Source organism: Amycolatopsis sp. N2S4-7 (genome assembly GCF_058119595.1).
On the sequence record NZ_CP172299.1, the window covers coordinates 5,032,461 to 5,046,820 of the forward strand.

General features: G+C 65.4%; 8 protein-coding genes and 3 rRNA genes. 2 read left to right on the forward strand and 9 right to left on the reverse strand.

Annotated features, from left to right (window positions below):
• Positions 1-16: 16 nt before the first annotated feature.
• Positions 17-766, reverse strand: coding sequence for a type 1 glutamine amidotransferase (locus ACH54P_RS23315; RefSeq protein WP_489916069.1), 750 nt, complete (start codon positions 764-766; stop codon positions 17-19).
• A gap of 19 nt (positions 767-785) precedes the next feature.
• Positions 786-1,214, reverse strand: coding sequence for a rhodanese-like domain-containing protein (locus tag ACH54P_RS23320; protein ID WP_489916071.1), 429 nt, complete (start codon positions 1,212-1,214; stop codon positions 786-788).
• Positions 1,215-1,325: 111 nt separating this feature from the next.
• On the opposite strand from ACH54P_RS23320, the gene ACH54P_RS23325 reads away from it, so the two are divergent.
• Positions 1,326-1,778 (forward strand): Lrp/AsnC family transcriptional regulator, encoded by a 453-nt coding sequence (locus ACH54P_RS23325; protein WP_489916073.1) that lies wholly within the window; start codon positions 1,326-1,328, stop codon positions 1,776-1,778.
• 364 nt (positions 1,779-2,142) lie between these two features.
• Here the strand turns inward: ACH54P_RS23325 and rrf are convergent.
• The 6 genes from rrf to ACH54P_RS23355 form a co-directional block, all read right to left on the reverse strand.
• Positions 2,143-2,259: ribosomal RNA gene (gene rrf / locus ACH54P_RS23330) — 5S ribosomal RNA — on the reverse strand.
• 66 nt (positions 2,260-2,325) lie between these two features.
• A 23S ribosomal RNA gene (locus tag ACH54P_RS23335) occupies positions 2,326-5,449 on the reverse strand.
• A 307-nt stretch (positions 5,450-5,756) separates the two neighbouring features.
• Positions 5,757-7,277: ribosomal RNA gene (locus tag ACH54P_RS23340) — 16S ribosomal RNA — on the reverse strand.
• Together the 16S, 23S and 5S rRNA genes form the textbook arrangement of a ribosomal RNA operon.
• A gap of 428 nt (positions 7,278-7,705) precedes the next feature.
• Positions 7,706-9,271, reverse strand: a complete 1,566-nt coding sequence (locus tag ACH54P_RS23345; protein ID WP_489916075.1) for an amidase — start codon at positions 9,269-9,271, stop codon at positions 7,706-7,708.
• On the reverse strand, positions 9,271-10,614 hold the full coding sequence (gene glnA, locus ACH54P_RS23350; protein ID WP_489916077.1) for a type I glutamate--ammonia ligase: 1,344 nt from the start codon (positions 10,612-10,614) through the stop codon (positions 9,271-9,273). The genes ACH54P_RS23345 and glnA overlap by 1 nt, the downstream gene beginning before the upstream one ends.
• A 74-nt stretch (positions 10,615-10,688) precedes the next feature.
• Positions 10,689-11,969 carry an MFS transporter gene (locus tag ACH54P_RS23355; RefSeq protein ID WP_489916079.1) on the reverse strand — a complete coding sequence of 427 codons (1,281 nt, stop codon included), beginning with the start codon at positions 11,967-11,969 and terminating at the stop codon, positions 10,689-10,691.
• An 87-nt stretch (positions 11,970-12,056) separates the two neighbouring features.
• Between ACH54P_RS23355 and ACH54P_RS23360 the strand changes: the two genes are divergently transcribed.
• On the forward strand, positions 12,057-12,683 hold the full coding sequence (locus ACH54P_RS23360) for an LppX_LprAFG lipoprotein (RefSeq protein ID WP_489916081.1): 627 nt from the start codon (positions 12,057-12,059) through the stop codon (positions 12,681-12,683).
• Here the strand turns inward: ACH54P_RS23360 and ACH54P_RS23365 are convergent, their stop codons facing one another.
• Entirely contained in the window at positions 12,684-14,246 is a 1,563-nt protein-coding gene (locus tag ACH54P_RS23365) for an alpha/beta hydrolase (protein ID WP_489916083.1), read from the reverse strand.
• Positions 14,247-14,360: the final 114 nt, after the last annotated feature.

A 14,360-nucleotide genomic window follows, 5' to 3' on the forward strand; every position in this document is an offset into this window, starting at 1 on the left:
ATTGTGACGCTTTCCGTTAAGCGAGCGGCAAAGACCGTTGACTGTCGACGGCGGGCTCGAGCTCACCGGCGGCCAACCGGACGAACCGCCCCGCGAACGGCCGCCAGGTTTCCTCGATGTCGGCGTGGACGGTGACCAAGGCGTCGTGCTCGAGGGAACCCGGGCGAGCGAACTCGGCTTCCGCGGGGCTGTCCGCGGCCCAGCTCTCGACGACGGCGGGCGTCGTCTCGATGTGGAACTGGACACCGTAGACACAACGGCCGAGCCGGAAGGCCTGGTTCGCGTAGCGCGGTGCGGACGCGAGCAGCTCGGCGCCGGGCGGGAGCCGCGTGATCGCGTCGGTGTGGAACTGGAGGACGTCCTGCATGAGCGGCAGGTCGGCGAACAGCGGGTCGGTCCAGGCCGCGTCCTTCTTGGAGACGAGGTGCGGGCCGACCTCCGGCCCGTCCTTGCCGACCTCGACGCGGCCGCCGGTCGCGACGGCCAGCAGCTGGGCGCCGAGGCAGATCCCCAGGGTCGGGATCCTCTTCGTCGCGGCTTTCGACAGCAGGCGCCGGACGTCGGCGAGCCACGGGTGCTTCGCGTCGTCCTCCGCGCCCATGCCGCCGCCGAGGCAGACAACACCTTGGTAGCCGTCGAGGTCCGCGGGCAGGTCGTCGTTCGGCGGCAGGCGGACGTCGAGCTCCGCGCCGGCGTCGGTGAGCCAGTCGCCGAGGGGGCCGAGCGGGTCCGACGCGTCCGGCTGGATGATCAGCAGTCGTGTCACGCTTTCCAGGGTAGGTGCCTCAGCAGGCGCAGCGGATCCCGGCTTCGAGCTTCCCTTCGGTGGGATAGCCGGCCGCGATCCAGCTGGAGATGCCGCCGGAGAGCCGTTTCACCCGGAAGCCGAGTTCGGCGAGCTTGAGCGCGCCCTTCGTGGCGGCGTTGCAGTTGGAGCTCTCGCAGTAGCAGACGTAGACGAGGTTCTTGTCGAGGTGAGCCGTGGTCTCGGCGGTCATGGTCGCGTACGGGAGGTTGATGGCGCCGGGGATGCGGGCGTTCCGGAAGGCCTCTTCCGCTCGCGTCTCGACGACGAGGTAGCCGTCCGTGTGGCCGGCTTCGAGGTCCCGGACGAGGTCGTCGGGATCGACCTCGAAGGCGAGCTCGGCGGCGAAGTAGGTCCGGGCGTCCGCGGGGGCCGGGGCGGGGACGGTGAGCGTGCGTGCGGTGGTCATGGGGACAATCCTGCTGGTCGCCGGGCTGCGGACACAGGGCAGAATCGGGGCGGGGGCCCGGGTCTGCCGGGGATTTCCCTGTTCTGGCCGTGCGATCCCGGGAGAGTTGCGGTGGACCACCTCGACGACGTCGACTGGCACCTGATCGAGCTCCTCCAGGCGGACGGCCGCCTGAGCTTCACAGAGCTGGGCCGCCGGGTGTCGCTGTCCGGCTCGGCCGTGACGGAGCGCGTCCGCCGTCTCGAGGAACGCGGAGTGATCACGGGCTACACGGCCCACGTCGACACGACGAAGCTGGGCTTGCCGATCGAGGCGCTGGTACGGGCCCGGGTGCGCAGCTTGGACACCCCGCGGTTCAGGACCACGGTGTTGCCGCTGCCGCAGGTGATCGCGGCGGACCACGTCACGGGTGAGGAGTGCTGGATCCTGCGAGTGCTGTGCCGGGATACGGCGGAGCTGGAGTCGCTCGTGGAGAAGGTGCAGCGGTACGGGGAGACGACGACGTCACTGGTGTTGTCATCGCCGCTGCGCCGGCGTCCGTTGGCTCGGCCGGGTTCGGTTTGAGGCTTCGGGTGTGATCCGGGAGGCATTGGCCGGGTCGGCGGCGGTGTGATTCGGGCCGTCGGTCGAGTGATCCGGGGCGGGACTCACGTGAGTGGACCCGGATCTCGTATGGCTGGGGCCGGATCTTGTGTGACTGGGAGCGGAACTCGCGTACCCGGGCGGCCGGCTCGCGTACCCGGATAGACGACTCGCGTACCCGGGTGGCCGACTCGCGTACCCGGATAGACGACTCGCGTACCCAGGCGGCCAGGTTGTGTGTCGGGAGGGTCGGTCGGTGTGGTCCGTCGGTGTTTGGGGATAGAAAAGGGGGCCTGGGCCGGGAGACTTGCGTCTCGACCGGGCCCAGGCCCCTCTTCCGAAGTAAGTTCGGCGGTGTCCTACTCTCCCACAACCCTTCGGTTGCAGTACCATCGGCGCTGTCAGGCTTAGCTTCCGGGTTCGGAATGGGACCGGGCGTTTCCCTGACGCTATAACCACCGAAACACTACGAAACAACACACACAACGTGTGGTGTTTCAGAGCTGTAGAGTGGATGCGTAACATCTTCGTGGGCAAGTCCTCGGCCTATTAGTACCAGTCAACTCGACAACACATTACTGTGCTTCCATTTCTGGCCTATCAACCCAATGGTCTGTTGGGGGCCTTAACCCACAAAGGGTGGGATACCTCATCTTGGAACAGGCTTCCCGCTTAGATGCCTTCAGCGGTTATCCCTTCCGAACGTGGCCAACCAGCCATGCCCCTGGCGGGACAACTGGCACACCAGAGGTTCGTCCGTCCCGGTCCTCTCGTACTAGGGACAGCCTTCCTCAAGTATCCTACGCGCGCGGCGGATAGGGACCGAACTGTCTCACGACGTTCTAAACCCAGCTCGCGTGCCGCTTTAATGGGCGAACAGCCCAACCCTTGGGACCTACTCCGGCCCCAGGATGCGACGAGCCGACATCGAGGTGCCAAACCATGCCGTCGATATGGACTCTTGGGCAAGATCAGCCTGTTATCCCCGGGGTACCTTTTATCCGTTGAGCGACACCCCTTCCACCAGGTGGTGCCGGATCACTAGTCCCGACTTTCGTCCCTGCTCGACATGTCTGTCTCACAGTCAAGCTCCCTTGTGCACTTGCACTCAACACCTGATTGCCAACCAGGCTGAGGGAACCTTTGGGCGCCTCCGTTACTCTTTAGGAGGCAACCGCCCCAGTTAAACTACCCATCAGGCACTGTCCCTGAACCAGATCATGGCCCGAGGTTCAGATTCCCAATTCGACCAGAGTGGTATTTCAACAACGACTCCACAGCCACTAGCGTGACCACTTCACAGTCTCCCACCTATCCTACACAAGCCGAACCGAAAACCAATACCAAACTATAGTAAAGGTCCCGGGGTCTTTCCGTCCTGCCGCGCGTAACGAGCATCTTTACTCGTAGTGCAATTTCGCCGGGCCTGTGGTTGAGACAGCCGGAAAGTCGTTACGCCATTCGTGCAGGTCGGAACTTACCCGACAAGGAATTTCGCTACCTTAGGATGGTTATAGTTACCACCGCCGTTTACTGGCGCTTAAATTCTCAGCTTCGCCCCGAAAGGCTAACCGGTCCTCTTAACGTTCCAGCACCGGGCAGGCGTCAGTCCATATACATCGTCTTGCGACTTCGCATGGACCTGTGTTTTTAGTAAACAGTCGCTTTCCGCTGGTCTCTGCGGCCACCCACCCCTAGCCCGAAAAAGGCTTCAAGGTGTTTGGCCCCCCTTCTCCCGAAGTTACGGGGGCATTTTGCCGAGTTCCTTAACCACAGTTCACCCGATCGCCTTGGTATTCTCTACCTGACCACCTGTGTTGGTTTGGGGTACGGGCCGTGCATGCACTCACTAGAGGCTTTTCTCGGCAGCATAGGATCACTCTACTTCGCCTCAAACGGCTACGCATCACGTCTCAGAGTATATAAAGCACGGATTTGCCTATGCTTTCTCCTACACGCTTACACCAGGACAACCATCGCCTGGCGGAGCTACCTTCCTGCGTCACCCCATCGCTTGACTACTACGAAATCAGGTCCCACGCTCCACACACACCCCTCCGTCCGAAGACATTGGGACGCGGCTTTGGGTGGTTAGTATCAAACGCCTCGTCATGGGCGCACATGCTCGGGTACGGGAATATCAACCCGTTGTCCATCGACTACGCCTGTCGGCCTCGCCTTAGGTCCCGACTTACCCTGGGCGGATTAGCCTGGCCCAGGAACCCTTGGTCATCCGGCGGCAGAGTTTCTCACTCTGCATTCGCTACTCATGCCTGCATTCTCACTCCCACACCCTCCACCACTGGTTTCCACCGTGGCTTCCCTGGATGCAGGACGCTCCCCTACCCATCAACACGACTACACAACACTCTCAAGGAGCGAAGCGGATCTCATGTGTCAATGACACAGCTTCGGCGGTGTGCTTAAGCCCCGCTACATTGTCGGCGCAGGACCACTTGACCAGTGAGCTATTACGCACTCTTTCAAGGGTGGCTGCTTCTAAGCCAACCTCCTGGTTGTCTGGGCAATCCCACATCCTTTCCCACTGAGCACACACTTAGGGGCCTTAGCTGGTGTTCTGGGCTGTTTCCCTCTCGACGACGAAGCTTATCCCCCGCCGTCTCACTGCCACGCTCTCACTTATTGGTATTCGGAGTTTGGTTGATTTCGGTAACCCGGTAAGGCCCCTAGACCATCCAGTAGCTCTACCCCCAACAAGAAACACGTGACGCTGCACCTAAATGCATTTCGGGGAGAACCAGCTATCACGGAGTTTGATTGGCCTTTCACCCCTACCCACAGCTCATCCCCTCAGTTTTCAACCTAAGTGGGTTCGGGCCTCCACGACGTCTTACCGTCGCTTCACCCTGGCCATGGGTAGATCACTCCGCTTCGGGTCTAGACCACGCGACTCATTCGCCCTATTCAGACTCGCTTTCGCTACGGCTACCCCACACGGGTTAACCTCGCCACGCAGCACTAACTCGCAGGCTCATTCTTCAAAAGGCACGCCATCACCCAACAAAGCAGGCTCTGACGGCTTGTAGGCACACGGTTTCAGGTACTCTTTCACTCCCCTCCCGGGGTACTTTTCATCTTTCCCTCACGGTACTCGTCCGCTATCGGTCTTCAGGAAGTATTTAGGCTTACCGGGTGGTCCCGGCAGATTCACAGCAAATTCCACGAGCTCGCTGCTACTCGGGAACACCAAACAAACAATCCACACCGTGTTTTCGCGTACGGGGCTCTCACCCACTCCGGCCGCCCATCCCAAGGCGTTCCACTAACACGAGTAATCATTCCGAGGACTGTCAGATCCTCGACGCTGGGTCCCACAACACCACACACACAACGCCTGACAGCTTGACATGTGCATGGTTTAGCCTCTTCCGCTTTCGCTCGCCACTACTCACGGAATCACTTTTGTTTTCTCTTCCTACGGGTACTGAGATGTTTCACTTCCCCGCGTTCCCTCCACACACCCTATATATTCAGGTGCGGGTAACACCACATCACTGGTGCTGGGTTTCCCCATTCGGAAATCCTCGGATCACAGCTCGGTTGACAGCTCCCCGAGGCTTATCGCAGCCTCCTACGTCCTTCATCGGCTCCTGAAGCCAAGACATCCACCATGTGCCCTTAACAACTTGACCACAAAGATGCTCGCATCCACTCTACAGTTCTCAAACACCACACCAGAAACAAACAACGTTCCAGGACTGTGTCCAGCCCCGAGGCGTGTTGCCTCAGGACCCAACAGTGTGCTTCATGAACAACCACTCCCCAAGGCGCCGGCTCAACGTTCCACGCGGTAAACCGCAGTACTAGCCAAGACATTGCCAACCAGAAGCGACCATAACCAGTAGTTCCACGATTCCTTGAGCAACCAGAGCAAAACCACATTCGAGTTTTAAACTCCAGCCACTCCCGACCGAAGCCGGGATGTGTTGTGCTCCTTAGAAAGGAGGTGATCCAGCCGCACCTTCCGGTACGGCTACCTTGTTACGACTTCGTCCCAATCGCCAGTCCCACCTTCGACCACTCCCTCCCCTTACGGGGTTGGGCCATGGGCTTCGGGTGTTACCGACTTTCATGACGTGACGGGCGGTGTGTACAAGGCCCGGGAACGTATTCACCGCAGCGTTGCTGATCTGCGATTACTAGCGACTCCGACTTCACGCAGTCGAGTTGCAGACTGCGATCCGAACTGAGACCGGCTTTAAGGGATTCGCTCCACCTCGCGGTATCGCAGCCCTCTGTACCAGCCATTGTAGCATGTGTGAAGCCCTGGACATAAGGGGCATGATGACTTGACGTCATCCCCACCTTCCTCCGAGTTGACCCCGGCAGTCTCCCACGAGTCCCCGCCATAACGCGCTGGCAACGTAGGATAAGGGTTGCGCTCGTTGCGGGACTTAACCCAACATCTCACGACACGAGCTGACGACAGCCATGCACCACCTGTACACCAACCACAAGGGAAGCCCCATCTCTGGGGATGTCTGGCGCATGTCAAGCCCAGGTAAGGTTCTTCGCGTTGCATCGAATTAATCCACATGCTCCGCCGCTTGTGCGGGCCCCCGTCAATTCCTTTGAGTTTTAGCCTTGCGGCCGTACTCCCCAGGCGGGGCGCTTAATGCGTTAGCTACGGCACGGACAACGTGGATGTCGCCCACACCTAGCGCCCAACGTTTACAGCGTGGACTACCAGGGTATCTAATCCTGTTCGCTCCCCACGCTTTCGCTCCTCAGCGTCAGTATCGGCCCAGAGACCCGCCTTCGCCACCGGTGTTCCTCCTGATATCTGCGCATTTCACCGCTACACCAGGAATTCCAGTCTCCCCTACCGAACTCAAGTCTGCCCGTATCGACCGCACGCTCCACGTTAAGCGTGGAGATTTCACGGCCGACGCGACAAACCGCCTACGAGCTCTTTACGCCCAATAAATCCGGACAACGCTCGCACCCTACGTATTACCGCGGCTGCTGGCACGTAGTTAGCCGGTGCTTCTTATCCAGGTACCGTCACTTGCGCTTCGTCCCTGGCGAAAGAGGTTTACAACCCGAAGGCCGTCATCCCTCACGCGGCGTCGCTGCATCAGGCTTTCGCCCATTGTGCAATATTCCCCACTGCTGCCTCCCGTAGGAGTCTGGGCCGTGTCTCAGTCCCAGTGTGGCCGGTCACCCTCTCAGGCCGGCTACCCGTCGTCGCCTTGGTAGGCCACTACCCCACCAACAAGCTGATAGGCCGCGGGTTCATCCTGCACCGCCAGAACTTTCAACAACCCCCCATGCGAGAAGTTGTGATATCCGGTATTAGACCCCGTTTCCAAGGCTTATCCCAGAGTGCAGGGCAGATTACCCACGTGTTACTCACCCGTTCGCCACTCATCCCCGGCCGAAACCGGTTCAGCGTTCGACTTGCATGTGTTAAGCACGCCGCCAGCGTTCGTCCTGAGCCAGGATCAAACTCTCCAACAATGAACAGTTTAATCGAGGCAAATTAATGCTCTCAAAGGAACCTCACACGAGGTTCAAAAATAAGCTCTACTGGCTTAGTTCACTAGCACACTGTTGAGTTCTCAAGCAACACACCCGGACTCACCGCCTTATCAGCGGCTATATCCTCGGCAGTTGTTCCAAGCGATATTCACAAGCTTTTGGTCGAGCATGCCTCAGCCTACGGTGTTAGTCGTAGGGATTCGGCGGCCGCTCGTGGGCCGACGCTGAACATTACCCGGTCCGATCCGCGGTGTCAACCCGCTCGTCCCGGCCTGGCCTCCGGGGCTTGCGGCCCCGGTGTGACCCGGTGTTCCTGGCGACGAAGAGAAGATTACATGCCCGGGAACCACCCCGGAACAGGGGGGTCACTTAACGCCATTGCCGCAGGTCAGAGCGCTTACAGACGGCTACGACGGCAAGGTCGGCAGGTACCGGGGCGGCACCCGCGCCGGAGCGACCCGTTCGAAGTCCGCCGCGAGGGCCAGCATCCGGGCGTCGGACCACCGCGCCCCCATGAACGAGATCCCGACGGGGAGCGGTCCGGCGAACCCGGCCGGCACCGTCACGTCCGGGTACCCCGCGACGGCGGCCGGGGTCGACGACGGGATCACGTCGTCGTCGCCCACCGCGCAGTCGGTCTTCCACGCCGGCGGGTTGGTCGGCGACGCGATCGCGTCCAGGCGGTACGCGGCCAGCGTCTCGTCCAGAGACCGGCGCGAAAGGTCCGTGAGCTCGGCGCGCATGGCCAGGTACCCCGGGTCCGACGGACCCGGCGCGGCCAGTGCCTGCTCGAACAGCTCCTGCCCGGCGAAGCACGTCTGCTCCAGCGGGTCCGCTCGGTTGTAGGCGATGAGCTCGGCCAGGTTCCGCGGCCCGGACGGCCGGGTCGCCAGGTAGGCGTCGATGTCCCGGTGGAACTCCGTGAGCAGCGCCGGGAACTCCAGCTCGCCGAGCCGCGCCTGGTACGGCAGCGTCACTTCGACGACCGTCGCCCCCGCCTTGACCAGGGAGTTCCGGGCGGCAGTCATGATCGCGTCGGTGTCGGGACCGAGCACGGGCAGCCGCCACAGGCCGATCCGCGCGCCGCGCAGGACACCCGGCCGGAGCAGCTTCGCGTAGTCCGTCGGCTGGGTGCGCGGGTACTCGGCGGTGGCCGGGTCGGCGGGGTCACGGCCCTGCAGGACCGACAGGGTCAGCGCGACGTCGACGACGTTGCGGGCGATCGGGCCCGCCGTGTCCTGCTCGGCGGAGATGGGCACCACGCCGGTGCGGCTGACCAGGCCGAGGCTCGGTTTGTGCCCGACCGTGGCGGTCATCCCGGCGGGGCAGACGATCGAGCCGTCGGTCTCGCTGCCGATCGCGACCTGCGCCAGCGACGCGGCGACGCCGGCCGCGGACCCGGCGGACGACCCGCACGGGTTGCGGTCCAGCACGTACGGGTTGTTCGTCTGCCCACCGACGCCCGACCAGCCGGACGTCGGCTTCGCGGCGCGGAAGTTCGCCCATTCGGAGAGGTTGGCCTTGCCGAGGATCACCGCGCCCGCGGCCCGCAGCCGGGTGATCAGCGTGGCGTCCTTCGCGGGGTAGCTGCGCAGGGCCCGCGAACCGGCCGTCGTCCACTGGTCGCGGGTGTCGACGTTGTCCTTGACCAGCACCGGGATGCCGTCGAGCGGTCCGCGCAGGCGATGCGCGCGGCGCCGGGCGTCGCTCGAAGCCGCCTGGCTCAGGGCACTCGGGTTGAGCGCCAGGACGGCGTTCACCTTTCCGTCGACCCGGTGAATCCGGTCGAGGTAAGCGCTGGTCAGGCCCACGGCGCTGAGCCGGCCGGACGCCATCCGCGCCTGCAGCGCCGGGATGTCGGCCGAGTCCAGGTCGAACTTCCCCGGGGCGGGAGACGCGGAGGACGCGGGTGCCGCGGTGACGAGCACGAGCGCGGCGGCCAGGGTCGCGAGGAACACCGGCCGCCGCCCCATCAGAGCACCGGCAGCAGGGTGCGGAGTTCGTACGGGGTGACCGCGCTGCGGTAGTTGTCCCACTCCACGCGTTTGTTCCGGAGGAAGAAGTCGTAGACGTGCTCGCCGAGTGCCTCCGGCAGGAGCTCCGACTTCTCCATCTCGGCCAGCGCCTCTCCCAGGTTCTGCGGCAGCTGCGCGTACCCGGCGGCACGCCGTTCCGAGTCGCTCAGCTGCCAGATGTTGTCCTCGGCGGGTGGCGGCAGCTCGTAACCCTTCTCGATCCCCTTGAGCCCGGCGGCGAGGATGACCGAGTACGCGAGATACGGGTTGCACGCCGAGTCCAGGGTACGGATCTCCACCCGTCGGGATGACGCCTTTCCGGGTGAATACATCGGCACCCGGACGAGCGCGGAGCGGTTCGCCCGGCCCCAGGAGACGGTTGTCGGCGCTTCACTGCCGCTGATCAGGCGTTTGTAGGAGTTCACCCACTGGTTGGTGACCGCCGAGATCTCCTTCGCGTGGTGGAGCACCCCGGCGACGAAGGCCTTGCCGGTCTCCGACAGCTCGTGCGGGTCCTCGGCGTCGTAGAACGCGTTGCGGTCGCCTTCGAACAGGCTGACGTGCGTGTGCATCCCCGAACCGGGCTGGTCCGTGAACGGCTTGGGCATGAAAGTCGCGCGCACGCCCTGGGTCAGCGCGACCTCCTTGACGACGTAACGGAACGTCATCACGTTGTCGGCCATCGTCAGCGCATCGGCGTAACGGAGGTCGATCTCCTGCTGGCCCGGTGCCCCTTCGTGGTGGCTGAACTCGACCGAGATGCCCATCGCCTCGAGGGTCTCGATGGCGTGCCGGCGGAAGTGCGTCGCCGTGGCGTGGCTGGCCTGGTCGAAGTAGCCGCCGTTGTCCGCGGGTTCCGGCTCGCTGCCGTCCTCGGGGACGCTCGAGAGCAGGAAGAACTCGATTTCGGGGTGGACGTAGCAGGTGAAGCCCGCTTCGGCCGCTTTCGACAGCTGGCGGCGCAGCACGTGCCGCGGGTCGGCCCACGACGGCGAGCCGTCCGGCATCGCGATGTCGCAGAACATGCGCGCCGAGTACGGCCCGCCCTCGGGCGTTTCCCACGGGAGCACCTGGAAGGTCGCCGGATCGGGCTTGGCGACCATGTCGGACTCGTAGACCCGCGCGAAGCCCTCGATGGCCGAACCGTCGAAGCCGATCCCGTCGTTGAACGCGCCTTCGAGCTCCGCCGGCGCGACCGCGACGGACTTGAGGAACCCCAGCACATCGGTGAACCAGAGACGAACGAAACGGATGTCGCGCTCCTCGAGCGTGCGGAGCACGAATTCCTGCTGGCGATCCATGGCCGCACCCTAACGACAGCGTGTTAACGGGATGTTTCACGACGCGCCGAGGGTGACCCAGTCAATCGGGCGAGTCACGTCGCGAGCACCGGAACGGGCTTCTTCGCCCGCGTGATGGCCAGTGACGCGACCGACGCGATCACGGCCAGGACGGCGGCGGAGTACCAGGCCAGGGAGTAGTTCCCGAGCTGGTCGCGGACGAGGCCGGCGGCGGAGGCGGCGAACGCGGCCCCCAGCTGGTGGGAGGCGAAGACCCAGCCGAACACGATCGGGCCGGCGTCCCCGAACGCCCGGACGCAGAGCGCGACCGTCGGCGGGACCGTCGCCACCCAGTCGAGGCCGTAGAACAGGATGAACGCCCACATGCTCGGCTGGACGGAGTCGGTGAACAGCTGCGGCAGCAGCGCCAGCGAGACCCCGCGCAGGGCGTAGTAGACGCCGAGCAGGATCCGCGGGTCGACGCGGTCGGTGAGCCAGCCCGAGAAGATCGTGCCGACGACGTCGAAGACGCCGACCAGGGCCAGCAGGCTCGCCGCGGTCGTCTGCGGCATGCCGTGGTCGTGCGCGGCCGGGACGAAGTGGGTGCCGACCAGGCCGTTCGTCGTCGCGCCGCAGATCGCGAAGCCGACGGCCAGCAGCCAGAAGGTTCGCGTCCGGGCGGCCTGGCCCAGCACGGAGAGGGCGCGGCGGACCGAGCCGGTCTTCGCGACCGGGCGGGCGATCTCGGCGTCCGCGGGTGCGCCGTAGGCCGTGGTGCCGACGTCGGCGGGGTGATCGCGGATCACCAGCAGGACCACCGGGACGACGGCGAGCGCGGCGATCGCGATCACCAGCGACGCCGTGCGCCAGCCGGAGCCGACCGCGAGGTTCGCGATGACCGGGAGAAAGATCAGCTGACCGGTGGCCCCCGCCGCCGTCAGGACGCCGGTGACGACGCCGCGGCTGCGGACGAACCACCGGGCCGCGACCATCGCGGCGAAGCCCATGGCCATCGAGCCCGTGCCCAGGCCGACCAGGACGCCCCAGCACAGCACGAGCTGCCAGCTCGCGGTCATGAACACGGTCCCGCCCGCGCCGAGGGCGATGACGAACAGGGCCGTCGCCGAGACGCGGCGGATGCCGAAGCGTTCCATCAACGCGGCCGCGAAGGGCGCGAAGAGGCCGAAGAGCACGAGGTTCACCGAGACGGCGGAGCTGATCGTGGCCCGGGACCAGCCGAACTCCTCGTGCAGCGGGTCGATGAGGACGCCGGGAGCGGCGCGGAAGCCGGCGGAGGCGAGCAGCGCGACGAAGGCGGCACCGGCGATCAGCCACGCGCGGTGCAGCTTCGGGGCAGGACGGGTCTCAATGGTCACTCAAGCAGTCTCATCGCCCGCGCGTGCGGTCGAAAGTGGCCGGAAGGACATCAGCCGAAAGGATTGGGCCAACAGTAGGCTTTCGCCATGCCCCGCCTCGCGTTGCTGCTCGCGCTCCTCCTGACGGCCGGTTGCACGGGCTCGCCCGATACGCGAGGTCCCTTCCCGGCGGGCGCCGACCTGGTCCGCGAGGCCGCGACGTCCTTCGCCTCGGTGCGGAGCGTGCACTTCGCGGCCGGCGTCAACGGCGTGCTGCCGGGTTTCCCGCTCCGCCAGATCGAAGGCGACGCGACCCTCGGCGACGGCGGTTCCGCGACCGGCACGGCCGACGTCCAGGACGACAGCACCACCGGCGGGCACACCAAGTTCCCGTTCACCGTGCACGACGGCCAGGACGCGCTGCCCGAGGCGTACCGGGTCGGCGCGTTCCTCGGTCCGGCCGGCGGGCTGAAGCGGCTGCTCGACGGGGTGACCGACGCCGAGACCGAAGGCCGCGAGAACGTCGACGGCGCGGCCGCGTTGCGCGTCGGCGGCCGGGTGCCGGCCGCGGTGGCGCACGGCGTGCTCGCGCAGATCGACGCCGACCTCAACGTCAAGGTGTGGGTCTCCGACGCCGAGCCGCGGCGGTTCCTGCGGCTGTGGGTGCAGATCCCGCCGGCCGACGACCACCTCAGCCCGGTGATGATCGAGCTGTCGCTGACCGAGCAGGCCTAGCTACTGCCCCGAGCACCGCGTCCCGTCCGGCGGGACCGTGCCGTCGAGCAGGTAGTCCGTGCCCGCCTGGTCCACGCACTTCACGCCCTGCAGGAACACCGTGTGCTGGGTGCCCTCGAAGGTGAGCAGGGCGCCCTTCAGGCCCCTCGCGAGGTTGACCCCGGCCTGGTACGGCGTCGCCGGGTCGTTGGTTGTCGAGATGACCAGCGTCTTCGCCAGGCCTTCGACGTTCGGCACGTGCGGCTCGGACGTGTTCGGCACCGGCCAGAACGCGCAGGCGTCGCGGGCCGCCGAAGCCGGCCGGCCGTCGTCGAGGAACGGCGCCACCTTCACGTACTCCTCCTGCGCCTTGAGGATGACGTTCGGGTCGGTGACGCGCGGGTCGTCGACGCAGCGGATCGCCGTGAAGGCGTCCTGCGTGGTGCCGTAGCGGCCGTCGGAGTCGCGCTCGTTGTAGATGTCGGCGAGCTTCTCCAGCGTCGCGCCGCGCTGCTGCTTCAGCTCGTTGAGGCCCGAGTTCAGGGTGTCCCAGAGGCTCTCCTGGTAGAGCGCCTGGATGACGCCGGTGGTCGCGTCCTCGTACGAGAGCTTGCGGCCGTCGCCGACCGCCACCGGGAAGTCGATCAGCGGCCGGACCAGGTCCTGGAACGCCTTGACCGCGCCGGCGGGGTTCGAGCCGAGCGCGCAATCCTGCTGGGTGGCACACGATTCGGCGAACTTCGTGAACGCCGTCCCGAAGCCCTGGCCCTGCGCGACCAGGGACTCGACCGCGTCCTGCTCCGGGTCGACGGCGCCGTCGAGCACCATCGCGCGCACGTTCTTCGGGAACGCCTCGGCGTAGGCCGACCCGATCCGGGTGCCGTAGGAGTAGCCCAGATAGGTGAGCTTTTCGTCGCCGAGCACCGAGCGGAGGACGTCCAGGTCCTTCACGACGTCCCGCGTGCCGACGTTGGCGAGCATCCCGGTGCCGTCCTCGGTGCGCTGGGCGCACTTCGCGGCGAAGTCCTTCTCCTGCGTTTCCTGCTTGAGCACGCCCTGCGGCGAGCCGTCGGTCTCGCTGTCGTCGGCGCGGTCGGCGTCCCGCTCGGAGTCGGTGAGGCAGTGGATGGCCGGCTGGCTCGCGCCGATCCCCCGCGGGTCGAACCCGACCAGGTCGAAGCGTTTGCCCAGGCCGGTGCTCGTGACGGGCTTGACCAGCCCGGCCGCCGCGACCATGCCGGAGGCGCCGGGGCCGCCCGGGTTGACCACGAGCGACCCGATGCGGGAGCCCTCGTCCGACGCCTTGTGCCGGAGCAGGCCCAGCGTGACCGTGTCCCCCGCCGGCTTGGCGTAGTCCAGCGGCACGGTCAGCCGGGCGCACTGGACGTCTTTCGCCTGGAAGGCCGACCTCGCGTCCTCCGACGTCGCGTAAGGTGCGCAGTCGGCCCAGCTCAGGCTCTGGCCGTAGAACCGCTCCAGCCCGGCGGGCACCGGCCCGGACGGCGGGTGCGATTCGGTCGTCGGCGCGGGCGGCGCGGTCTTGCCGGTGGACGTGCACGCGGTCAGCGAGGCCGCGAACAGCACGGATGTCGCAATTGCGGTGATCCGGCGGGCGCGGGACCTGGCGCTGGGATGAGGGAACACGGTTGGATCGTCCCATCCGGCCGCGGAACTCGAACGCACCACCGTCGCGTTGGG